Here is a 22,793-nt window from a genome sequence, read left to right on the forward strand (position 1 = left end):
CCTGGTTTAGCATTCACAAAGTCCATAAAACTAATTTGCCCATATGGAGCACCCAGCATGGCTGTCTCATCCAGTTTGTTTTTATATTTTTCTTTTAAACGGGCAAGGTTTTGCCGGGCAGTTACCAGGTTTTCGGCACTGTAATTTCCAATTTGTTGCCAATGGGGTAATTGCTGTTCTGCTCTTTCAAAAAATTCTCCAATACGAACGTTTTCGAAGGGCAGCTTCCCGGTTTTAGTCATCATGACTATATAATTCGCATTGTCATCAATTATTTTTGGCGGAACGTATAAATGAATGTAGGGCTGAATATTTTTATTGGTATTAAATCCCATGAATTGGTAGCCCGATTTATCCGCAGCAAGATCCATTTTTACTTCATCATTATAATGTGGCATTACAAAATAGTATTGCTCCGGGCTGGAAATAAAATATACCGGGGCACTGATGTATTGCAGTTGATTTGCCTCAATGCGCCAATACTCAGCAAGATTGTTTTGTGGAACAAATTTCCCCTGCACATCTTTTTTCAAATACATATACACCTTCGTTTGTGCACCATATAATAGTGGCAGCGCACGAGCCTGCAAGTTTATCTCATTACCCAAAAGACTATTACTGGAATTGAATTTTGGTATATAATTTTGATAGTAAGTCGCATCTCCCAGGCATCCTTTCGGCAGGTAAGATTGTTGCATCCATTCTACAAACTGCTGGCAATTGCCTATTTGCCTGGCACTGTAAATCCGGTCACCAAGTTGTTTGCCGGTGGGCGCTGTAGTATGCTTGCGGATTGTCATCCAACCGATATCGATATCGGCTATGCTTTCCAGCTTAAAGCCAATACGATCAACATATTCCGGCTGGGCCTGCACATATATGCTTGCCATCATTAAAAACAGAAAGATTGTTTTTTTCATATCATAACAGTTGAAACTATTTTCTATTTACCGGCATATTTTCAGTGCTGTAAAAACCACTAACTTTTTCTTAGCTCCTGATCGTCTTCATTTACACAATTAATATTTTATTGGTTAACAGTAGCATAGTAAACAAGGCTGTTATCTACCATTTTCATCAGTTAAAAATATTTTTGCCTGCGGCCGGTGCTGAAGGTCCCTGTAGTCCTGAGTTCAAAGACGGGCGAAGACCGTTTTCCTGTATATCTTTTAATACAGCAGGCGCATTTTCCATCTCATCCACCAGCTGCATAATTTTATCCATGTCTTGTTTAAACAACCGCTTTTCGTCCATCTGATCCATTTCTTCCATGATTTTTTCTATATTTTTCTGCCGCTCTTTCATCTCTGAATATTGATCCATTTTATTAACTTCCTCCATCATTTTCTCCATTGATTTTTTTAATGCATCCTGTTGTTGCTTTTCAGCTTCCTGTCCGGCAATTTTTTGTTCCAGTGCTTTAATTTGTTCCATCACCTGTTCATAGGCCTCCAGCTCCTTTACTTTTTTGATCATTCTTTCCATTTCCTTTTTAAAAATATCTTTAGATGATTGCACATTATCACAACTGGAATGCATCATTTTTTTCAGCAGGTCATTGCTGATCATATCTTTTAAATTGGGAAGCGGCGTCAGCTCGTCAAGGCCATCAGCTGCCTTTGGCCGGCTGTTGAGCTTCTTCAACATATCCGTTAGTTTGTTATCGATGGCTTTATTTACAGCAGCATCCGTTGGTACCGGCGTATTGCCATTTTTTGCATTGATTCTTTTGAGTGCACCTAACAACCCATTGTCCATTGCCTTATCAACATCCGCAGCCGATGGTGTTATACTTCCATCCGCAGTCTTTGCCGTAAAACTTTTGCCAGGTTCGGAAATTGAATTATTGTCAGCACCATAAGCAATGGACGCATTGGGCACTTTAACCGCAGGATTCTTTTTTACATCCAGGCTGTTCTTATCAAAGTTTTTAACGGCATTGGAAAGCTGCTGCCATTCGTTACCGGTAGGAATGCTTACGACAGCCGGGCAATAAAAATTCGGCACTTCAGGCATGGGTACATCCATTTTACCATTGTTATTTTGTGAAACACAGGTTTTGGCAATGGCTTGCTGCGCACTCAGTGCATCACTGTACAAACCTTTCAATGCGCCGGCCCAACCAATGCACTCCGACAATACTGCATTTTTTGGATTGCCCGCTACATACCACGACCAGGTACAAAAAGCATTCAGCCACATCCGGAATTCTTCTATGCGCTGTGCATGAAAGGCCCTTACGCGGGGATTGGCATATTGAAGAAATTCATTGTTCCGCCGGTCATAATCCGGGCACTTATCATTATCACCCGATTTGTCACGGATTTTTCTTTGTGCTTCAATGTCCTCCTGCAATGCTGCAGCCTGCTGTTGCTTTTCTTCGCTCCATTGCTTCATGTAATAGAATAATATTTTCTCTACAATCACGGCTGTCTTGCTCATCATGTTCAACCCTTTGATCGTTTCTTCTCCCATGGTTTTCACAAATGTTTCTTCACCTTTTTCCGTAAGCTTGTCCAAGTCACGGCCCGCAGCATCCTGCATCGATTTTATTTTATCATCCAGTGTTTCAAGCATTGCTTCATAACTGTTATAGATGCGGCTATCGCCTTCATACCCATTTACATTGTCTGAAAAATCAGGAATTTTAATCCAGTCTTTGGGGAAATACTCATAGATGGTGATGGCCTTTTTGATTTTATCAAAATCAATTTTTTCTATTCTGTCCTGGCCATTGTTATTGGTCAGCAATTTTTCAGTAAAAGGATTGAGGTTTGATTTCAACGATTCAACATAGGCATCATTGGCTTTAATAGGGTCGCCAAAAAGCTCTTCCATCAAACCACCGCATAGCATTGCTTCTGTATTAGCGGGATTGATTCTTATCGCCATACCGGAGTAAATGCGGGCACTGTCTGTTTCACCTAACCCCAGCCAGGCATACGCCATATTGTTTAATACAGTCGTGTTGGAAGGAGCATCATCCGCCAGTTTATTCAGCACCGGGATGGCCTGTTCGGGATAACCATATTGCGTAAGCAACGAAGCAAGATTGTTTTGCGCATTCAGGTTGCGGGCATCTGCCTGCACTGATTTTGCAGCGATGGCCATAGCTGCCTGCGGATGCCCCTGTAACATGCACAATACCGCTGCATTTTCCATTTGTGCAGAAGTAGATACTTTTGAAGTGATCGATTTTATGATGGCTATTTCAGCAGGGTCGCCTTTTGTAACCAGTTTGGTGTAAAGGTTGCCGGCATAAGGTGCAACCTCTGTTGCTGAAAGCTTTTTCTTTGGCAAAACAATCGCTGCATCCCTTTTGGGCAACAACTGTTTATTACTGCTGAAATCGTTATAGTCCGCTGTTTTGGCATTTTGATTCATCAGCGTAGGCATGATTCCCCCCATCATCTTTTTCATCTCGGCTTTATCTTCAGGGCTCAGATCTTTCATAGCGTCATTCATCAGCCTGTCCATATCCGGCTGCCCGGGCTGAGTTTTTGTAGATTTAGCCTTTGGCCGTGGCTGTGCAAACGACACCTGAAATACCAATAGCAGCATACAAGCAGGCAGCAAATATTTTTTCATAACAATGATTCATTAATGATTTACGACAATACGGACCGTTGCCCGTGAAAGTAAGCTGTAACAAAACACCTTCCATCAATACACCGGGATATCTGTAAAGGTTCCTTTCATTTCTCCGGCAAAACCGTCGGTAAATGTTTCCTGTTCAGCATCGCCGATTTTTACCGGCTTTAATCCTTCTATGGAATTACCCATCACAAAATAACCGCTGGCTTTTCCGTCTGCAATTTTTTCAATCACCAGTTTGCAATTTTCTGATGGGGCAGGCAGATGTCGCCCGAGACCTGCATCAACAAATTTCGACATGTGCCCTTCGGTGATATAAGGTGAGAACGCTTTGATGTAGGGCTTTTGAGCGCTGCCATAAAACAACAGGGCTTCTGTTTTTGTAACGGCAGGGTATTTTTTAGTGCCGTACATAGGTTTCTTTTTATTGACTTCATCAAAATAATAGCTATCTGTTTTCAGGTTTTCGCCCACCGGCTTAAAATGAATTTTTAAAAAATTCTCTTTGCTGTTACCTTCTTCTTTACTCGCCACCAATGCGTAACCGTTGTCTTCCTTCATGATTTGTGCATATGGCAAACTAACATTGAGTATTTTACTTTGTAAGCGCAAGCCGTTTATGCCGGCAGCAGTGCTGCCCGTGCTTTTCGCTGCCGGAGTTTTGGCCGGTTCTTTTGCTGTATTGCCTGAAGTCGCTACTACCCCTGCAGGCTTTTCATATTTGTCAGCTGCCGCATTAAAAATAAATTCAACCCGCCGGTTTTGGGCTTTGCCTTCGGCAGAATTGTTGCCTGCAACGGGTTGTGTTTCTCCACGTCCCTCCGTTGTTAATTTACTTTCACCAATGCCGTATTCTTTCATCAGAATATCCTTTACTGCTTCAGCACGTTGTTGTGATAATTTCAGGTTGGATGCATCATCCCCATCACTATCGGTATGTCCCACAATTTTAACCGGGCTGGTAGCATCTTTTATAACTTTACTCACATCCAGAATAGCACCCATGCTTTCAGGTTTTAAATTGGCGGTGCCGGTATAAAACAACAGGTTGCTGATTAACTTACCCTGCGCAAATTCAGCCCTTGTATCAGGCACTTCTTTTGCAACACGGATATTACTGATGTAGTAGTCAGATACATCATTTACATGAAATCCAAAGCCCAGCTGATTCGGCAAATAAGCTTCATCCACTGCACTCATATCATATAGTTTTCTTGTGTTCCACCACATACGAAAACGCTTGCCCTGTACGCACATACTGATGTGTACCGGCACGGTATTACTGTAAGGCAAATTGTCGGAAAAAGCTTCCGATAATTTTTTTCCGGAAGAGGCGGTGTTTTCATCCCTGTACAAACCAGTGCGGCAGTCCTTACCACCATTGCCTGTCTTATTCCAGAAAGAAATGCAATGCGCACCAGTCAGGTTAAGGTTTTTTTCATCTGTTACAATGTTGCTTCCGGTATTTAGTAACATCAGCCAGTAGTCATGCGACTGGCCATTGTCTACCAGCAACAAATCAAACTCCACGGTAAAATTGTTACCCCAGCTTTGCACTTTGTTACGGGTTAATTGTACGGAGCCGCGGGCATTCATCTTTAACCAGTTGCCTTCCAACCCATCCAACTTTACCAGTTCGGCCATGCTGCTGGTTACCCAGCCATTGGGTGTTTCCCCTATATTATCCTGCGCAAAATTGTCGAAGTACACAATTTTTTTACCAGGCACAAAATCAAATTTGCTGTACACTTTTAAATCGGGGGTACCGGTGGCTGCTTTCGTATCTGCAGGCTTAGCATCTTCTGATGCGGCTGGTGCCGGGCTATTTTCGGTAGGTCCGCTCGTTTTGTTTTCAGTTGGTTGATTGATCGTTTTATTGACGGCCTGCTCTGCCTTTTGCTTTAGCTTTTTTAAAAATTGAGCCTGAGTTTGAAAAGCCGCTAACGTTAGCACTAGTAGTGTAATAAAGATTTTCATCATGTAAAGTTTTATGATGTAAATATGAGGCCTGATGGAAGAAAGATGTATCCTGTAAAAACAGGATTTTTCATTTTTTAAATAAAAGCATAGACAAGACCGCGGAGCGGATTTGCAGCACGCATCAGATATTTCAGTTCGCCGGCTATCTGAGTACGGAAGCCGATCATTCGCCCCGGCACAACCTTATAAAAAAGTTCTTTATCCGATCAGAGAAAAAATTAGCAACTGCAATATTGCAGATTGTTGCAAGTAAATTGTAAGTTGCCGGGTCTGTTCGAAACCGCCATCCTGCTTTACACTTAACAAAAAATTATGTAAAAGAGGGATAATCCATTTTTTTTAAGCAACTAGTTTTACAATATGAAATCCATCCTGGCCACAGCTTTATTTTTTTTGCTTTGCACAGCAGAGCCAGTGTATGCGCAGCAGTACAACAAAGACAGTGTACAGAAAATTGTTGCGGGCATTCATGCCATGCCGCTGGATACCTCCAGCCTGCGGCAATTAAGAGACGTTGGATATGATCTGCGGGAACTGGATAGCACGTATTCGAAACAATTGCTGGAAGAGGCTTTGACTAAAAGTATTGCCTTTGGCGAAACAGACGCTATCACCAACAGTTACCGGATGCTTGGCCTTTGGTACACCAACTTTGGTTTAAGAGACCAGGCTTTAAATTGTCAGCGGGCATCTTTACAATCTGCCAAAAATAACAATCATTTGTACCTGGTGGCCGGTGCCAATTTTAATATCGGCAATATCAAATACTGGAAAGGCGAATACGATAGTTGTATTGACAACTATCTTAAAACAGCAGCATTGTATGATGATCCGAAAATTTTCAATGACAAAAATTTGCAGGAAAAGGCACTGCAGAAAAGAAAGTCTGACCTGTATTGCAATATGAGCGCCGTATTCAACACTCTGAAAAATTTACCAAAGGCAGATGAGTATATTGATAAGGCACTGGCCATTGCAACAAATATAAAAAATGATGCTGCTTTTGCATTTTACATTCAACAAAAAGCAGACAATTATTTTGAAAGCGGTAACCTGGAAAAAGCCTTACGCACCCGCCTGCAACATTTACCACAACTGGAACAGGGCATTTTACCAAAGACCTATTTGCAAGGCGCTTACCAGAATATTGCAAGGGAATATTTTGGCTTGGGTAAGCTGGATTCTTCTAAACTATTTGCACAAAAAAGTTTACAAACTTCAGCAGAACTGCATATTACTGATGGCATGGCAGCAGCCAACTGGCAGTTGGGCCGCATTGCGCTGGAAGAAAAACAATTGCCTTTGGCAGAAACATATCTTCAAAAAAGCAGCGGTTATTATTTACAAAGTCCGGACCCCGCAGAAAAAAAAGACTACTTCGATGTAATGCGGAAACTGATGTTTGCCGAAGGCAGGTACAAAGAAGCGTACAGTTTTTATGAAAATTATATTGGGTTAAACGACAGTATTTTGAACAGCGAAAGAACCCGGCAGTTCAACGAACGGGAAGCAAAATACCAGTCAGAAAAAAAAGACAACCAGATAAAATTACAACAGGTATCCATTACACAAAAAAGTACCATCAATTATTTACTCGCCGGCGCAGCACTGGCGCTGCTTACCATTGGTATGTTGATGGTACGCAATTACAGGCACAAACAAACCATTCAGCAACAGCGTATCAACGACCTGGAAACAGAAAAACAATTGACCGCTACAGAGGCGGTACTGAAAGGAGAAGAGCAGGAACGTACAAGACTGGCCAAAGATTTACATGATGGCTTGGGTGGTATGTTGAGTGGAATAAAATTTTCAATGAACACGATGAAAGGGAATTTAATTATGACGCCTGACAATGCGCAGGCATTTGAACGCAGCATGGATATGCTGGACAGTTCCATAAAAGAAATGCGAAGAGTGGCCCATAACCTGATGCCGGAAGCCCTGGTTAAATTTGGTTTAGATGCTGCGTTGAAGGATTTCTGTAATGACATCAATCTAAGTGGCGCATTAAAGGTAAACTACCAGTCCATGGGTCTTGACGGGGCAGTCATTGATCAAACAACGTCTATCACCATTTATCGCGTAATACAGGAGTTGATTAATAATGTCATTAAACATGCAGCCGCAACAGAAGCCATTGTACAGATAAGCAAAACAAACAGTCGTTTATCTGTAACGGTGGAAGATGACGGAAAAGGATTTGATCCCGCTATGTTAAAAAATGTAAAAGGCATTGGCTGGAGCAATATTGAAAGCAGGATAGATTTTTTAAAAGGCAAGCTTGACATCAACTCAAACGAAGGAAAGGGCACATCCGTGCTGATTGAGCTGGATCTGTGACAAAACTAAAATCATGGAAAAAGGGGATAATGATGCAGCCGTTCTTTGTTTACTTTGTACTATGCGGTTAAACTCTATTTTCAAATTTTTCATCTTATATTTTTCTGCATGCTTCATGAGCGGCCATTTCACTTATGCGCAAACTGGCCCAAACAAAGACAGTTTACTGCAACAGCTTGCAACTGCAAAGGAGGATACCAATAAGGTATGGTTATATATAAAACTGAGCAAGGCAACACAAAGCAGTGATATGCTGAAAGCCCATGAATACAGCGATGCCGCCTACCGGCTGAGCGAAAAATTGCATTTTAATAAAGGGCGGTTTAAAGCGATGCTGCGCAAAACAGCATTGTACAGGGCGGTTGGTAATGTGGACTCGGTTTTTGAAGGCAATAAACAATTTCTTGCGCTTGCGCAGCAAATGAAAGACACCCTGAACATGGCTGTTGGATACATCAATATAGCCGAATCATACAACGATCTTGGTGATGCGGAAAAAGCCATTGAGTTAAGTTTGCAGGGTTTGGCTGTGATTGAAAAAAAGGGCGCACCGGAACTGCAACAGGATGCCTACGATAATTTACAGCGCATCTATTTTACCCGTTCCGAATTTGCCAAATCCATTGAGTACGGAAAAAAATCTGTTGAGATAGCCAGAACATTAAATGTACCGCAACGGATTGCCAGCTCGCTGTTTAATTTATCTGTTGCTTACAATAATAATAAAGAATTTGATAAAGCCATCGCGGCCGCAAATGAAGTGGTAAGTATCAGCAGGGCCAATGGCGATGACAGAGTGGTAGCTTACGGTTTGTCTAACTTGTGCGATGTGTACATAAAACTAAAAAACATTCCGGCAGCACTTAGTTACGAACTGGAAAGTTTTTCACTGGCAAAAAAAGTGGGCGACAGGGATATGGAAGCCACTACACTTACCGGTTTAGCGATGTGTTACCTGCAGCAAAAGGACTATACCAAAGCACAGGAGTATGCATCAAAGGCTGCACAACTGCACGACGAGTTGGGCAATATGGTGGGGAAAGTAAGTGCCACAAAGGTTTTAGCAGATATTGCATTTGCAACAGGTGATCCGGCAAAAGGATATGCTTATGAATTGTTCTGCGATGAGTATGAACAAAAACACATCAACCAGGTATTGTCCAAACAGTCATCCGACCTGGAGAAAAAATATGAAACAGAAAAAAAGGAAACACAGATAAAAAAACTGGAAGCAGAAAAAACAGTACAACAGCTGACCATCCGCCAAAAAAATACCCTGAATTATATCTTAATCGGAAGCGCCGTAATTTTATTGGTTATCTCATTGCTGAGCTACCGTACCTACCAACAAAAGCAAAAAATACAACAACAACGAATCAGTGAATTAGAAACGGAAAAGAAACTAACCGCAACAGAAGCCGTATTAAAGGGCGAGGAACAGGAACGGACAAGATTAGCCAAAGACCTGCATGATGGATTGGGCGGCATGTTATCCGGCATAAAATATTCATTCAATACTATGAAAGGAAATTTAATTATGACGCCTGACAATGCGCAGGCTTTTGAACGCAGCATGGATATGCTGGACAGTTCCATCAAAGAAATGCGAAGGGTGGCGCATAACCTGATGCCGGAAGCCCTGGTTAAATTTGGTTTGGATGCTGCATTAAAAGATTTTTGCAATGACATTAACCTGAGTGGCGCATTAAAAGTAAACTACCAGTCTATTGGTCTGGAACAGGTAGTCATTGACCAAACAACCGCCATCACCATTTACCGCGTGATACAGGAGCTGATTAATAACGCCATTAAACATGCTGCCGCAACGCAGGCCATTGTACAGGTAAGCAAAACAAACGGAGGCTTGTCGGTAACAGTAGAAGATGATGGAAAAGGATTTGATCCTTCTATCTTAAAAAATGCAAAAGGCATTGGCTGGAGCAATATTGAGAGCAGGATTGATTTTATGAAAGGTAAAATAGATATACAATCTGCGCCCGGCGATGGCACTTCAGTGTTGATTGAATTACCTGTTTAATGTAGTAACTTTCATGCTACGATAAAAAACAATATGGCAATAAAAGTCTTTATCACCGACGACCATTATATGGTAATTGAAGGTATCCGCTCGTTGTTACAAAACGAAAAAGGGATTGAATGGATAGGGCATGCTTCCAACGCTGCGTCTTGCCTGGCCTTTTTACAGCAACAGCAACCCGATGTAATTTTAATGGACATCAGCATGCCGGATAAAAATGGCATTGACTTGTGTAAAGAGGTGAAAGATAAATACCCTGGTGTTTTTGTAATCGGCCTCAGTACTTTTAACCAGGAAAGTTTTATACAAAAAATGATGGACAATGGCGCTTCGGGGTATGTACTAAAAAATGCTACCCAGCAGGAATTGATGGAGGCCATCGAAACAGTGGTAAAGGGAAAGATTTATTTCAGTCATGAAGCAGCACAAGCACTCATTCAACACACCGATAGCAGCAGGCCCGTATTAACAAGGAGAGAAAAAGAAGTGTTGTTATTAATTGCCGAGGGCATGACGAACAATGAAATAGCCCAACAACTTTTTATCAGCACCGCAACGGTAGATACTCACCGAAAAAATTTACTCGCCAAAACAGACGCCAAAAACACTGCCTCGCTGGTGAGGATTGCCACCCAATTGAATTTAATATAATGGCTTGTTTTTTGAAGCCGCTTTATTTTGTGACCGGGATATTAATATGCACCAGTCTATTTTTTATTTACACCCATTTTGAACCGTTGGTAGTATCCTGCATCGATTTCCTCGCAAACAACAACGCCACCAAAGTAAGCGCCGCCGTTATAGAAAGGTAATACCCAACATACGGCAGCCCGTAAGTTTTTGCCAGCTTGGTACCCAGGTAAGGCGCCAGCGAAGCACCCAGTATACCTGCCAGGGTAAATGCAAGCGATGCGCCGGTGTACCGTACGGAGGGCGGAAAAATTTCAGCCAGTGCAGTCCCCATCGGACCATACGTGAGCCCCATCAGAAAAAGCCCGATAGAAAGAAAGCTTACTATTAACGGCCAGCTGCCGGCGCTGAACAACACCGAAAAGAATAAGCCGAAAACAATAATACAAATGCTGGCGATGATCAGCATATTACCCCGTCCATAACGATCGGCGATTACCGCAGATAGCGGTATGGCCAAGGCAAAAAACAACATGGCAATCATCTGGGCGCTCAGGAAGCTGGACCGTTCATAATGCAATGCGGAAGTTCCCCAGCTGAGTGCAAATACCGTCATCAGGTAAAAGAGCAAAAAGGTGGTAACGGCCACCAATGTTCCCAACACCAGTACCCTTGTATGTTTAACCAGTACTTCTTTAACAGGGATTTTTATCCGCTCATTATTTTCAATCACTTTCACAAATTCTGGTGTCTCTGTAATCTTTAGCCGAACGTAGAGCCCCACAAATACCAGCAGGGCGCTTGCCACAAAAGGAATGCGCCAGCCAAACTCAAAAAATTGCTGATCTGTCAATACTTTACCCAATACCAGGAACGTCCCGCTGGAAAGCAAAAAGCCAATGGGAGCACCCAGTTGAGGAAACATACCGTACCAGGCTTTTTTACCAGGCGGTGCATTTTCTGTTGCCAGTAATACAGCCCCGCCCCATTCGCCACCCAACCCCAGGCCTTGCCCGAAGCGAAACAAGGCCAGTAAAATCGGGGCTGCAATACCAATGGATTGATAGGTTGGCAATAATCCAATGGCTACCGTTGATGGCCCCATCGTCATCAACGCGGCTACCAGCGTAGCTTTACGGCCAATGCGATCCCCGAAATGGCCAAACAGGGCCGCACCTATTGGCCTTGCAAAAAAAGCCAGTGCGAAAGTGGCCAGCGATTCCAACGTACTGGTTGTAGGATCACTGCCGGGGAAAAAAAGTTTTGGAAACACCAATACCGCCGCCGTGGCGTATATATAAAAATCAAAAAATTCTATCGTGGTGCCAACAAGACTGGCGATCAATATTCGGCTGGCACTATTGCCTGAAGGTTTCGCATTACTCATATAACAGTTGCGTTTCGGTTAATTTAACGGAGCGGCAATTTAAGTTATTCAGTTTAAATTGACAGCAACTGCTGTTGTTAATTGCAATGTGTTTACATCCGGCAAGCACTACAACAATAAAAAAAGAAAGTAAAAAATATTGGTCCGTGCTAAGACGCATTGTGGATCATCGTTGCATCGCCCTCTTTTACTTTTACAGCTATGGGGGAACAGGGTTGCACTGGTAATGATAATTTCGTACATAATCTTTACAGCACATATTAAAGTGATGTGCCATAATTATATAAATCAATGATGTTTGTGTTAAACGATGATTCGATAAGCTTACAGAACAAAATTACAACAGCGTCTGAAGGATTTTTTTTACCTGCCACCTGAAACATCCAGTAAGGCCCCTGTGATATAAGAAGCCTCGTCAGACAATAACCAAAGAATGGTACCGGCTACTTCTTCCGGTTGCCCTGCCCGCTTCATTGGCAGCTGCGCTTTTATGCGATCCACCCGGCCTGGCTCGCCCGCCTTGCCATGAATGCCGGTATCAATAATTCCAGGGCGTACCGCATTTACCCGTATTTTATCATCTGCCAATTCTTTGGATAAACCGAGTGTGAAGGTATCAATGGCACCCTTGGTGGCCGCATAATCTATAAATTCAAAAGGAGCCCCGTGCTTAACGGCCGTTGACGAAACATTTACGATAGCACCACCTGTGCCATTTACCTTTACAGCCATTCGTTTGATAGCTTCCCTGGCGCATACAAAACTGCCGATTACATTAGTGGCAAATATTTTATGCAGCCGTGCAGCAGACATGTCAACCAGTTTTTGCTGAAATTCGATGATGCCCGCATTGTTCACCAATGCCGTTAACGGTCCAGCTTGCCGGTCTATTGCAAGAAACATATTTTCCACTGCGGCTTCATCCGAAACATCCGCCTGAAAAGCAAACGCTTCTCCACCCTCCTCCCGGATAGCGGTAACGATCCTATTTGCTGCAGCATCATTTTGCCTGTAGTTGATACATACCGTATATCCCCTCCGGGCCGCCAGGTAAGCTGTGGCTGCACCAATACCATCACTTCCCCCGGTTATTAAAATAATATTTTTCATTAATCGCTTTTTTGACTTGAATACAATTGTCCGGTTATAAAAATACATAGAACTAACTTCATTCCATAAGGATGCTTTCATATTTTCCTTCCCCGGGTAAATTTTTATACCAACTCCTGATACCGGCCACCAGCAAACCCCGCAGCTAAGCCGGGGAAGTTGTTGGCCTTACTAATTACATTTACCATTCGCTACCAACCGTAATTCAGGTATAATTTATAAATTAGCTTTTTGTTTATTAACTTCATATTGCTAACAAGCTTCCGACGGGTTTCTGGTATCGAAATATAAATATCCAACACCCCGCCAACCCTTATACGTTGCGTAAAATTATAAAAACACATGATGGTAACATTTTCAATTCGGGATGAAATCGTTGAAGTAATCAACAAACTGTTTGTTTATACAGACATGCAGGAATGGGAGAAATTACAGGCTGAAATTTTTTCCAACGATGTACTCTTCGACATGTCATCGATGGGTGGTGAAAAGGCGGAAACTACATCCAAAGCCATATGTGAAACCTGGAAGAATGGCTTTGTGGGTATTGACTCGGTCAATCATTTGGCCGGAAACTATCTGATACAAATACACGATACTGTAGCTACAGTTTTTGCATATGCAACCGCCACGCATTATAAGGAGTCTGCCACCAACGGCAATACAAGAGAGTTTGTTGGCACTTACAATATCAGCCTGTTAAAGCACGGAGTCGGTTGGCGCATCTATGAATTCAAATACAATTTGAAATTTACAACTGGTAATGCTGATCTGAGTTAACGTTCACACCATACCAGGCAATAAAAAAGACCTCATAAAGGTCTTAAAAAATTAGAAGTTGTTTCTATTGTTTAAATAAAACGAATGGTATTTCTTCTGTAAGCAAATGTTCTGCTCGCTGATTTTTTGTTTCTTGCAATGTTCCAGAGATCTACTACTTTAAGGGAAGTTTTGCCCGTCATATCCACGTTTGTTGCAATGGTTTCTTTCACTTCAGTAACCAGGGCTTTCATTGATTTGTTGTCTACGGGAACATAAGACGTTACTTGATTGGTTGTCATTTTCTTGTTTTTAGGGTTTATACAATTACTTATTCCTACGAGCGGCCGGTACGGCAATGAAAGAAGTTGGTGGGGTTACATATTCACTGCTACTGTCGTCATAGGGAATGCAAATGTAGACCGGAATTGGACGCGTGTAAAACAATGTTTGTGTTGCTTACTTGACACCTAAGCTGGTAAATGTTTCTGCTTAAAATTGATTTTCAATAAGTTATAAACTTACGTAGCATGATAGCCAACAATTAAATCGCATATGGTAATACGGCCGTCCCAGGGGTCATTATGGAATTAAAAAGCGCTTTTCTATTCAATTTACCAGGGGGCTTCCTTCAAAGAATAATTTAGCCCGGCATAAAATATCACATGGCCGGCATTGCCTTCTGGCATACAAAAAAGGAACATACGCCCGAAAAATGGGAAAGCATTTTACAGTTGTATAACCAGTTGCTGCAATTGCAATACTCGCCTGTCGCAGCATTGAACAGAACTGCATTGTCTAAAACCAACGGAAAAGCAGCGGCAATCATTGAAGCCGAGAAATTGCAGCTCACAGCCAACCACTTCTATTTTTCCTTATTGGGGCATTTGTACACTGGCGTCGATAATTTTAAAGCAATGCAGCATTTTGAAACCGCGTTAAAATTAACTCGGTCACCTTCAGACAAAATAACCATAACCAAAAATTTAGACAGACTTAAAGGGAAGAAATGCGACCATTAAAACTGGCCGACAATTTCGTCTCGATGCAAAACCTAAGAAATCTATCTTCCGGTAACTTATCCAATGATTACAATCATCTTTATCCAGCCATAGTTCTGCCAACGAACAAACTGGGGAATATTTTATACACAACCAACATTGTCAGGCTTAAAGATTGCCTTTGTCTTACATAATAAGAAGGTATCTCTTTTTCTTATAACCAAGATATGCAGTCAATAGAATGATTGCTGAATTTGGCACAGCCATTGTCAGGCCTATAATGTTCAGCGCTATAAAATTGATCAATTGTTAGTCACTGCTGCTTTACTTATATTGAAATCTACCGGTTATAATGGAAATTGCAACAACCAAGAAAGAAAAATACTATCTGTCAAAAGGAATAGACGGCTTCTTCATCAGCGCTTCAAAAACATTTCGTTTTGTATTTAATTATTTCATCGAACTTTTCCGGCCACCGTACGAGTTTGGCGAAATTGTAAAGCAATGTTATAAAGTCGGCTGCGATTCACTTCCGCTGATATCACTTACCGGCTTTATCATCGGCATTGTATTTACCAAACAATCGCGGCCTTCGCTGAGTGATTTTGGTGCTACCTCCTGGCTACCCTCCCTTATAGGTATTGCAGTTTTCAGGGCACTTGCACCGCTGGTGACTGCCTTAATTTGCGCCGGTAAAGTAGGCTCCAGTATTGGTGCCGAACTGGGTGCCATGAAAGTGACGGAACAAATTGAAGCAATGGATGTGTCAGCATCTAAACCATATAAATATTTGGTTTTTACCAGGGTAACGGCCTGCGTTTTTATGATGCCTCTGCTCATGTTGTACACTTCCTTTGTCGCCTTACTGGGCTCGTACATCAATGTACAAACCAACGAACATACCAGCCTGGCAACTTTTATAGCCAACGCCTTCGATAAAATTAATTTCCTGGATTTAAAAGCCTCAGTTATAAAGGCGGTTGTCTTTGGCTTTACCATTGGTATGGTGGCCTGTTACAAGGGATTTACCACAACACGTGGCACTGAAGGTGTAGGCAAGGCGGCCAACGCTGCAGTGGTAACTGCCATGTATTTAATTTTTATTGAAGAACTGATGATAGTGCAGATAGTGGGCTGGTTCAGGTAACAAAAAATAAGCAATGGAAATAAACGATACTACAGGCAAAGAAATAGTGATTGATATTAAAGAGCTCTATAAATCTTTTGGCGACAATCATGTGTTGCGGGGCGTGAATTTAGAAGTAGACAGGGGCGAAAATGTGGTAGTGCTTGGCAGGTCGGGTACGGGCAAATCAGTACTGATAAAAATCATTTGCGGCTTGCTTACACAGGACGAAGGCTCGGTAATAGTATTGGGTGAAGATGTAAAAAATTTAAGGGCCAGGGAGTTGGAAGCATTGAGGTTAAAAGTAGGTTTCTCTTTTCAGATGAGTGCGTTATATGACAGCATGACGGTAAAAGAAAACATCGCTTTTCCATTGATGCGCAATTTTAAACACCTTACCAAAGCAGAGGTAAAGAAACGGGTGGATGAAGTACTGGATGCCGTCTCGCTGATCAAAAGCAGGGATCAATACCCGGCTGAACTTTCGGGCGGACAAAAGAAAAGAATCGGCATTGCCAGAACCTTGGTGCTGCGCCCGGAAATTATGTTGTACGACGAACCAACAGCAGGACTGGACCCGATATCAAGTATAGAAATAAACAACCTGATTAACAGTATAAAAAAAGAATTCGGTGTTTCCTCCATCATCATCACACACGATTTGGTTTGTGCCAAAGTAACCGGCGACCGGTTGGTAATGATGTTTGATGGCGTAGTACAAAAGCAGGGCACATTCGGGGAAGTATTTGATTCGAATGATGAAAGAATAAAAAGTTTTTACGAATACAACTTTACATAAAAAAGAATATGGCAAACAAAAAAGGTTTAAACGCGGTGCTTACAGGTGTATTTGTTATCGCAGGCATAGCCATCTTAGTGGCAGGTGTTTTTATAATTGGCGGCAAAGATAAATCATTCAAAAAAACGGTGCTGGCCAATGCTGTTTTTGCAGATGTAAACGGGTTGGCAAAGGGCAGCAATGTTTGGTACGCCGGCGTAAAAGTAGGTGTGGTAAAAAAAGTGAGCTTTATAGACAATGGCGTGCTGGTAAGCTTTTCTATTGAAGAAGATGTGCAGCAAAAAATTCGTACCGATAGTAAAGTAAAACTAAGCACCGATGGTTTGATAGGCAATAAAATTTTGGTGTTGTATGGCGGTACTGCGGCTGCGCCGGAGATTGTATCGGGCAATACACTACAAGTAGAAACTGCGCTTGGCACAGAAGAGATGATGGCGACTTTACAGGGCAATAATAAAAACCTGCTGGCAATTACAAACGATTTAAAAGTAGTAAGCAAATCACTCGCAGAAGGCAAAGGCACGATAGGGAAATTGTTGAATGATCAAACGATCGGCAACAGCCTGCAATCTGCCATGAACACTTTAAACAGGGCTGGCAACAATGCACAGGTACTCACTTCAAACATGGCCGAGTTTTCAAAAAAGCTGAATGATAAAGGTCATTTTATGAATGACCTGGCAACAGATACCACCATTGTAGCCTCGTTAAGACAAACTGCCGCACAATTAAACCAGGCATCACAAAGTGCCAACGCGGTGGTTGAAAACTTAAATGCTACCACGGCTAAACTCAACAGTAACAAAGGGCCAGCAGGCGTATTACTGAACGATCCGGCAGCTGCTGCCAACATTCAACGCACATTAGCTAACCTGCAGTCCGGTACAAAAAAACTGGATGAAAATATGGAAGCTTTACAACATAATTTTTTGCTGCGTGGCTTCTTTAAAAAACGGGCCAAAGCAGAAGAGAAGGCCCTGAAAGATTCAATGGAAAATAGTACGCTCATCAAATAATTCCACACAGGAAAACTTTATTTTTAATCCTGCTTTTTCATGACAACATTAAAAATAATGCGGCAACTTATCAGGCATACTGTATAGGCATATCATCAACAACCGTCATACATCATTTATAAAAAAGCCTTATTGAAACAGTATACTGAATCAATAAGGCTCGCCTATGCCGGTCATTTCATTCTGATCAATTAAATGAATACTAACGTTCGGCATTTGCAGCCCCGGCAGCGGCGTGTCCGTTCAGCCAAACATTGCGTATGCGTAACTGTTCGGCAGTTGGATTATTCATAAAGCGAAGCACATGCCTGCGCTTTTTTTCGACTTTTGTCATGGTCCCCTGCAACAGTTTTTCTTCGGCTTGTCCCTGGGCATTCAAACGTTTTACTTTTACTTTCATCACATCACCCTCTTTGGCATTGGCAAACAGTCCACTAATCCTTGTCTCAAGATTGCTGGCATTCACCAATGAATCATTTAAGCTGATGAATATATCTCCTTCTTTATAGCCCAATTTTCTTCCTACTTCATTCAGGTCCTTTATGCCAATCTTTACCATACCATCCGGGGTATCATTTAGCATTACTCCACCCAGCGTAAAATCTTTATAATCTTCTGAAGGAATATAGTCTACCCCTGCCATGGCAAAATAAGTTTCATACGGAATGGGAGTTCCGCCCTCCACATGAGTTTTAAAGAAAGTGCCTAACTCGGGGTAAGTTAGTTTTACGATGACGCTGAACAGCGAATCATCTTCAAAATATTTATCCTTGCCGTACAGCACACCTAAGTCATGCTTTAATTGTCTGAGACCATATTGCGCATTGGATAACTCCAGCAGGTACAAATCAATACAGTTATTGATCAGCGCACCTTTCATGTATACATTGCCATACTGATCAGCATATTTACCTGCACTTTGTTTACTCAGTTCTGTAAACGACAAACTGTCGTTCATCGCTTCCCTTGAATAATTAATTTTCTGCGACATATTCTCCAGAAACTTTTCAGGTGTGATGATACCCGACCATGCCTGCATGTTCTGCGAAAAATATTCCGTGCTGCCTTCGTACAACCAAAGGTGTTTGCTCAATACAGTTTCATTAAAATTAAACTGTCTTACTTCTTTGGAACAAATGGTAAGCGGTGTAACAATGTGAAAAAATTCATGCGCAGCAACACTTACCCAACCGCCCACGGCCTGCTTTTCAGGCGCCTCATCCAGGCTGTAAAAAGAAGAGTAGGAATGCTCCCACGCACCCGTTGCATACGACTTGGGCTGTTCACCATTGAAGTAAAAAATGAAGGCATATTTTTCAACCGGCAGTTTACCGCCGAGATAGTCTTTGGCGCCCAGTAACAGGGTCTGCATGTGTGCAGCCACAAATTTAGCTGTTGCCATTTTGTGGGGCGAGTAAACAGCAATCAGTACATCTGTTTTACCTACTTTAATGGTCGCGGTATCCGGCAAGGAATACATGATGGGTGAATCATACAGATGATCTGCATTCGCACAAGTAAACACATCGGTATTGCTGTTGGTTGATGTGGGTACCAAGCCCGTTGCAGCATAAAAGCCTGCCGGTTTGGTAAACGACAGATTGAAACCAAGTTGTTTCATGCCTTCGAAGTAACCGAAAATGCCGGGCGTATTTAAAATGAAATTCTTACCGGCTTCAAAGCTGGTGCCGCACATCGAGTACACTTTATTATCGATGGTGGCGTCCCAGGTATCTTCTACTGTGTAATTAACTTTGTACACCTGAACAGCATTTTTAATCGTCCATCCGTTATCGCCATATTTTTCGACTGGTAGCGCTTTGCCGGCTTTATTAAAGGCTTTAAGGTTTTGCACATACTTGCCATAGTTGCTGTTCATGTAAGTACCGGGTACAATCTTCGGCAGGTAGAAATGTATTTCCTTTTGCGTAATGGCCGGGGCGATGAGTTCAACTTCCAGTTTATCATCTTTCAGTTTGGTAAGGTCCACACTGTATTGGTAAACCTGCTGGGCTGCTGCCGATGCGTCAAATAATATGATCATTAAAGCCGTTACCAGGCTATTTTTCAGGAAAGATGTTATCATGTTTTAAAAAATTTATTTCGCAAAGAAAGCTGTTTATTCGTTTGCCGGTTATATAAATATTAATCCCCAAAGATCCAGTTGAAATTTGAATTTCAATCACCATTCATCAATCTGTAAAAACCGATGCTGCCGGCACAGCTTTATCGTCCAACATAATCAGCTTCCCATAAATCTTTTGTACACATTTGAATAACGCTTTCCATACCTGTTAACTATCCTTCACCGACAACTTGAATTTTTGTTGTTAACTTCAAGGCTACATTTAAATATAACGCTGTTATGAAAAATTGCCTTACTTTATTATTGCTCCTGATTTCGTTTGGTGCATATCATCCTTCATTTGCCCAAACCTCTGCCAAACCCGTATACGTAATTGTGCATGGCGCCTGGGGTGGCAGCTGGGCTTTTAAAAAAGTAGATTCATTGCTCAGGGAACAAGGTTGTATTGTTTACCGGCCCTCTTTAACCGGTCAGGGAGAAAGAGTACACCTGCAACAACAGATGTCGGCTTAATGACACACATCACAGACGTAGTGAACATGATCCTGTTTGAAGATTTGCATGATGTGATCCTGGTTGGTCATAGCTACGGCGGGATGGTGGTTACCGGTGTAGCAGACAGTCTGCCCGGCAGAATTAAAAAATTGATTTACCTGGATGCCATGGTACCAGAAAACGGCGAAAGTGTATTGAGCATACAAGGCCCCCGTGCAGACAGGTTGAAACAAATGACCGTAAATGGTTTCGTGGTTCCTTCCTGGGTACCGGCCGGCAAATTACCACCCAAAGATGTGCCGCATCCTTTCAAAACATTGTCAGATAAGATAACGCTTACCAACGCATCAAGACTAAAAATACCCACAACGTACATCCTTACCGTAGAAAAAGGGAAAGAGGCAAAAGACGATGATTTTGCTTCACAGGCAGAACGTGCAAAGCAAAAGCACTGGCCGGTACTTCAACTGGAAGCAGATCACAATCCGCAATGGTCTGCGCCGGAAGCGCTGGTAAGTATACTTAAGAAAGTTGGGGGTGAGTGATGGTGTTTACCTCAGCTGCAATTTGATATTTATAAATACTTGAATCAGCAGCGGAGGCGAATAATTCAGTTGCTGTTATCATACTGTTTTATATAACATCCTTAAAAAAGGCAACCCCCTTCTGCTTTTGCAAAAGAGGGAATGCCAGCTTTCAACAACTACAAACAAGCTTTTATTTCTTCCACGGTATCGATGAAAGCCTTTTCTTTTTTGATGTCTTTTTTCCAGGCCAGGTCTCTTTCAACCAGGTCAATTTCTTTTTTTATGGTGGCGCCGGGCTTGCCTGCTTCGTTGCCCATGATAAGTACGGTATCTGAAATAGCAACCGATGTTGTTATGTCGTGCGATACAATGATGAGCGTTTTCAGTTCATCTGAAACCGATACCTGCAGCAACAAATCTGTAACGTTATCCAGCACACATACATCCAGCCCGGAGAAGGGTTCATCCAGTAATAAAAAGTCAGACCCTTTTAGTAATTGTTGAATGATGCTTGCCCGCTGACGTTGACCGCCTGATAATTGCTGCGGGTATTTTTTCAGCTCGGCTTCTAAATGAAACGCTTTTGCATAGTGCTCAATCATGGCTGCTTCATTGCCTTTTAAGGCGTTGTTTTTTTGCGCTGCCAGCATCAGGGATTGATAAACGGTTCTCCATTCAAACAAATAATAGTTCTGAAAGATCACACCCATGTCGCCGGCTCGCACGGTTTGGCCATCATGGATGGTTACCGAACCACCCGTAGGTTGCTGCAAACCGGAAAGTATCTTAAACAATTGTGTTTTACCTATTCCACTCCTGCCGATAAGCGAGATCACCTGGCCCTGCTGCATATCCGGACGAATAATGTCTTTGATGCAGAAATTGATATCTCTTAAAATAATATTGTCGCCGTACCGAAGGCTTACATTGTTTGCCTGCAGCAGTGTTTTATCTTTTATATGTGCTGTCATCATGTTGCTTGTTTTAATTTACTGTGAGGAAATAACCAATGGCGCATGCTGCCCAGTAAAAAATCGAAACAGAGCCCAATTAAAAAAATCACGAGCTGTAATGCGATCACATTGGTGAGGTCGTTGTATTTGTTGTATTTTATCAGCAAGGAACCGATACCTCCTTCGCTCATGCTCAATCCTTCTACCATGGTGATCATCAACCAGGAGATGGCAAAGTTTTGCCGCAGAATTTCAAACACCTGGTCGGCCTTACCCACAATAATTACTTCGTACAATGTCTGCCAGTTGTTGTAGCCAAGTGTTTTACACAACTCATATTCCTGCTTATCAATATTCAGTATCACGGCTAAAAAAGACGTGGTAAAAAAAGGAACGATACCAAAAACGAGCAGTGATAATTTCAACGCACTGCCATCTTTTGTGAGCAGGGTAAAAATAAAGATCAAACCAGTTAAGGTGAGGTACCTGCATTTTACTATAAACTGTGCGATGCTTTTAAAAAAAGGTATCACAGATGTATAGGCGAAAAATAACGTAATGATGATGGAATACAACATGGCTTTAAGTGTAAGCACCAGGCTTACCAGCATATTATCCAGCAGCAGTTTTGTTGTGAGTAATTTACCAAAAGCACTGGCAACATTGCCGGGCTTTGGTATTAAACCGTTTGATGTAGTATACCAGATCAGTAAAGTGATCAGTACCTGCAGCACGATCATGATGACTACGTTCTGCCTGCTGAGCCTGCCAAAGGGTGTAAATATTTGTCTGAACCCGGAAGAAGAAAAAGCAACGGGTGCTGTTTTTTCCAGGGGTTTATCAATGATTGCTTCCATTTGTTTGTAGTGTTTGTGTTGGAGGGCGCTGATGTTGTAACAACTGTACAAGTGTGCGACGCAACGATGTTTAATAGATATTCTAAAGCCTG

General features: G+C 42.1%; 19 protein-coding genes. 10 read left to right on the forward strand and 9 right to left on the reverse strand.

What is annotated here, in order from left to right; all coding sequences use genetic code 11:
* The 3 genes from JWR61_RS26745 to JWR61_RS26755 form a co-directional block, all read right to left on the reverse strand.
* The coding region (locus tag JWR61_RS26745) for a hypothetical protein (RefSeq protein ID WP_301930706.1) at positions 1–920 on the reverse strand (920 nt) is incomplete at its 3' end.
* A gap of 157 nt (positions 921–1,077) precedes the next feature.
* The gene (locus tag JWR61_RS26750; protein WP_301930707.1) at positions 1,078–3,588 is read right to left on the reverse strand and encodes a lipopolysaccharide assembly protein LapB; all 2,511 of its coding nucleotides are present in this window, start codon (positions 3,586–3,588) and stop codon (positions 1,078–1,080) included.
* Positions 3,589–3,663: 75 nt separating this feature from the next.
* On the reverse strand, positions 3,664–5,574 hold the full coding sequence (locus JWR61_RS26755; RefSeq protein ID WP_301930708.1) for an OmpA family protein: 1,911 nt from the start codon (positions 5,572–5,574) through the stop codon (positions 3,664–3,666).
* Positions 5,575–5,934: 360 nt separating this feature from the next.
* Between JWR61_RS26755 and JWR61_RS26760 the strand changes: the two genes are divergently transcribed.
* From JWR61_RS26760 to JWR61_RS26770, 3 genes are all read left to right on the forward strand, one after another.
* On the forward strand, positions 5,935–7,917 hold the full coding sequence (locus tag JWR61_RS26760; protein ID WP_301930709.1) for a sensor histidine kinase: 1,983 nt from the start codon (positions 5,935–5,937) through the stop codon (positions 7,915–7,917).
* A gap of 115 nt (positions 7,918–8,032) precedes the next feature.
* Positions 8,033–9,955 (forward strand): sensor histidine kinase, encoded by a 1,923-nt coding sequence (locus JWR61_RS26765; RefSeq protein WP_301930710.1) that lies wholly within the window; start codon positions 8,033–8,035, stop codon positions 9,953–9,955.
* A gap of 33 nt (positions 9,956–9,988) precedes the next feature.
* A complete protein-coding gene (locus JWR61_RS26770; RefSeq protein ID WP_301930711.1) occupies positions 9,989–10,606 on the forward strand; it encodes a response regulator transcription factor in 618 nt (205 codons plus the stop codon).
* 67 nt (positions 10,607–10,673) lie between these two features.
* On the opposite strand, the gene JWR61_RS26775 is transcribed toward JWR61_RS26770, so the two are convergent.
* Positions 10,674–11,972: an MFS transporter gene (locus JWR61_RS26775; RefSeq protein WP_301930712.1), complete on the reverse strand. Its 1,299-nt coding sequence runs from the start codon at positions 11,970–11,972 to the stop codon at positions 10,674–10,676.
* A 363-nt stretch (positions 11,973–12,335) separates the two neighbouring features.
* On the reverse strand, positions 12,336–13,082 hold the full coding sequence (locus JWR61_RS26780; RefSeq protein ID WP_301930713.1) for an SDR family oxidoreductase: 747 nt from the start codon (positions 13,080–13,082) through the stop codon (positions 12,336–12,338).
* Positions 13,083–13,424: 342 nt separating this feature from the next.
* On the opposite strand from JWR61_RS26780, the gene JWR61_RS26785 reads away from it, so the two are divergent.
* Entirely contained in the window at positions 13,425–13,862 is a 438-nt protein-coding gene (locus JWR61_RS26785; protein ID WP_301930714.1) for a nuclear transport factor 2 family protein, read from the forward strand.
* Positions 13,863–13,933: 71 nt separating this feature from the next.
* Here the strand turns inward: JWR61_RS26785 and JWR61_RS26790 are convergent, their stop codons facing one another.
* Complete coding sequence (locus JWR61_RS26790) at positions 13,934–14,143, reverse strand: hypothetical protein (protein ID WP_301930715.1); 210 nt, start codon at positions 14,141–14,143, stop codon at positions 13,934–13,936.
* A 363-nt stretch (positions 14,144–14,506) separates the two neighbouring features.
* Here JWR61_RS26790 and JWR61_RS26795 point away from each other — a divergent pair, with 363 nt between their 5' ends.
* The 4 genes from JWR61_RS26795 (at position 14,507) to JWR61_RS26810 (ending at position 17,783) form a co-directional block, all read left to right on the forward strand.
* Positions 14,507–14,863 (forward strand): hypothetical protein, encoded by a 357-nt coding sequence (locus JWR61_RS26795; RefSeq protein ID WP_301930716.1) that lies wholly within the window; start codon positions 14,507–14,509, stop codon positions 14,861–14,863.
* Between the two features lie 331 nt (positions 14,864–15,194).
* Positions 15,195–15,989 carry an ABC transporter permease gene (locus tag JWR61_RS26800; protein ID WP_290336879.1) on the forward strand — a complete coding sequence of 265 codons (795 nt, stop codon included), beginning with the start codon at positions 15,195–15,197 and terminating at the stop codon, positions 15,987–15,989.
* 13 nt (positions 15,990–16,002) lie between these two features.
* The gene (locus tag JWR61_RS26805) at positions 16,003–16,767 is read left to right on the forward strand and encodes an ABC transporter ATP-binding protein (protein WP_301930717.1); all 765 of its coding nucleotides are present in this window, start codon (positions 16,003–16,005) and stop codon (positions 16,765–16,767) included.
* A gap of 8 nt (positions 16,768–16,775) precedes the next feature.
* Positions 16,776–17,783, forward strand: a complete 1,008-nt coding sequence (locus JWR61_RS26810; RefSeq protein WP_301930718.1) for an MlaD family protein — start codon at positions 16,776–16,778, stop codon at positions 17,781–17,783.
* A 202-nt stretch (positions 17,784–17,985) separates the two neighbouring features.
* Here the strand turns inward: JWR61_RS26810 and JWR61_RS26815 are convergent, their stop codons facing one another.
* Positions 17,986–19,869 carry a peptidase M61 gene (locus JWR61_RS26815; protein ID WP_301930719.1) on the reverse strand — a complete coding sequence of 628 codons (1,884 nt, stop codon included), beginning with the start codon at positions 19,867–19,869 and terminating at the stop codon, positions 17,986–17,988.
* A gap of 279 nt (positions 19,870–20,148) precedes the next feature.
* Between JWR61_RS26815 and JWR61_RS26820 the strand changes: the two genes are divergently transcribed.
* Together JWR61_RS26820 and JWR61_RS26825 are read left to right on the forward strand one after the other, a co-directional pair.
* A complete protein-coding gene (locus JWR61_RS26820; RefSeq protein WP_301930720.1) occupies positions 20,149–20,382 on the forward strand; it encodes a hypothetical protein in 234 nt (77 codons plus the stop codon).
* Positions 20,382–20,909, forward strand: a complete 528-nt coding sequence (locus tag JWR61_RS26825) for an alpha/beta fold hydrolase (RefSeq protein WP_301930721.1) — start codon at positions 20,382–20,384, stop codon at positions 20,907–20,909. The genes JWR61_RS26820 and JWR61_RS26825 overlap by 1 nt, the downstream gene beginning before the upstream one ends.
* A 158-nt stretch (positions 20,910–21,067) precedes the next feature.
* On the opposite strand, the gene JWR61_RS26830 is transcribed toward JWR61_RS26825, so the two are convergent.
* Together JWR61_RS26830 and JWR61_RS26835 are read right to left on the reverse strand one after the other, a co-directional pair.
* Positions 21,068–21,865, reverse strand: a complete 798-nt coding sequence (locus JWR61_RS26830) for an ABC transporter ATP-binding protein (protein ID WP_301930722.1) — start codon at positions 21,863–21,865, stop codon at positions 21,068–21,070.
* Complete coding sequence (locus JWR61_RS26835; protein ID WP_301930723.1) at positions 21,862–22,701, reverse strand: ABC transporter permease; 840 nt, start codon at positions 22,699–22,701, stop codon at positions 21,862–21,864. Before JWR61_RS26835 ends, JWR61_RS26830 begins: the two co-directional genes overlap by 4 nt.
* Positions 22,702–22,793 lie beyond the last annotated feature (92 nt).

Source organism: Ferruginibacter sp., from assembly GCF_028288465.1.
Classification (GTDB): domain Bacteria; phylum Bacteroidota; class Bacteroidia; order Chitinophagales; family Chitinophagaceae; genus Ferruginibacter.

What these genes read in the sequence shown, in the direction of transcription:
- JWR61_RS26775 (WP_301930712.1), bottom strand. Translation starts at nt 11,972, where the DNA reads ATGAGTAATGCGAAACCTTCAGGCAATAGTGCCAGCCGAATATTGATC.
- JWR61_RS26760 (WP_301930709.1), top strand. Translation starts at nt 5,935, where the DNA reads ATGAAATCCATCCTGGCCACAGCTTTATTTTTTTTGCTTTGCACAGCA.
- JWR61_RS26815 (WP_301930719.1), bottom strand. Translation starts at nt 19,869, where the DNA reads ATGATAACATCTTTCCTGAAAAATAGCCTGGTAACGGCTTTAATGATC.
- JWR61_RS26810 (WP_301930718.1), top strand. Translation starts at nt 16,776, where the DNA reads ATGGCAAACAAAAAAGGTTTAAACGCGGTGCTTACAGGTGTATTTGTT.
- JWR61_RS26755 (WP_301930708.1), bottom strand. Translation starts at nt 5,574, where the DNA reads ATGATGAAAATCTTTATTACACTACTAGTGCTAACGTTAGCGGCTTTT.
- JWR61_RS26830 (WP_301930722.1), bottom strand. Translation starts at nt 21,865, where the DNA reads ATGATGACAGCACATATAAAAGATAAAACACTGCTGCAGGCAAACAAT.
- JWR61_RS26750 (WP_301930707.1), bottom strand. Translation starts at nt 3,588, where the DNA reads ATGAAAAAATATTTGCTGCCTGCTTGTATGCTGCTATTGGTATTTCAG.
- JWR61_RS26820 (WP_301930720.1), top strand. Translation starts at nt 20,149, where the DNA reads ATGAAAAATTGCCTTACTTTATTATTGCTCCTGATTTCGTTTGGTGCA.
- JWR61_RS26805 (WP_301930717.1), top strand. Translation starts at nt 16,003, where the DNA reads ATGGAAATAAACGATACTACAGGCAAAGAAATAGTGATTGATATTAAA.
- JWR61_RS26795 (WP_301930716.1), top strand. Translation starts at nt 14,507, where the DNA reads ATGGCCGGCATTGCCTTCTGGCATACAAAAAAGGAACATACGCCCGAA.
- JWR61_RS26835 (WP_301930723.1), bottom strand. Translation starts at nt 22,701, where the DNA reads ATGGAAGCAATCATTGATAAACCCCTGGAAAAAACAGCACCCGTTGCT.
- JWR61_RS26825 (WP_301930721.1), top strand. Translation starts at nt 20,382, where the DNA reads ATGACACACATCACAGACGTAGTGAACATGATCCTGTTTGAAGATTTG.
- JWR61_RS26765 (WP_301930710.1), top strand. Translation starts at nt 8,033, where the DNA reads ATGAGCGGCCATTTCACTTATGCGCAAACTGGCCCAAACAAAGACAGT.
- JWR61_RS26785 (WP_301930714.1), top strand. Translation starts at nt 13,425, where the DNA reads ATGATGGTAACATTTTCAATTCGGGATGAAATCGTTGAAGTAATCAAC.
- JWR61_RS26800 (WP_290336879.1), top strand. Translation starts at nt 15,195, where the DNA reads ATGGAAATTGCAACAACCAAGAAAGAAAAATACTATCTGTCAAAAGGA.
- JWR61_RS26770 (WP_301930711.1), top strand. Translation starts at nt 9,989, where the DNA reads ATGGCAATAAAAGTCTTTATCACCGACGACCATTATATGGTAATTGAA.
- JWR61_RS26790 (WP_301930715.1), bottom strand. Translation starts at nt 14,143, where the DNA reads ATGACAACCAATCAAGTAACGTCTTATGTTCCCGTAGACAACAAATCA.
- JWR61_RS26780 (WP_301930713.1), bottom strand. Translation starts at nt 13,082, where the DNA reads ATGAAAAATATTATTTTAATAACCGGGGGAAGTGATGGTATTGGTGCA.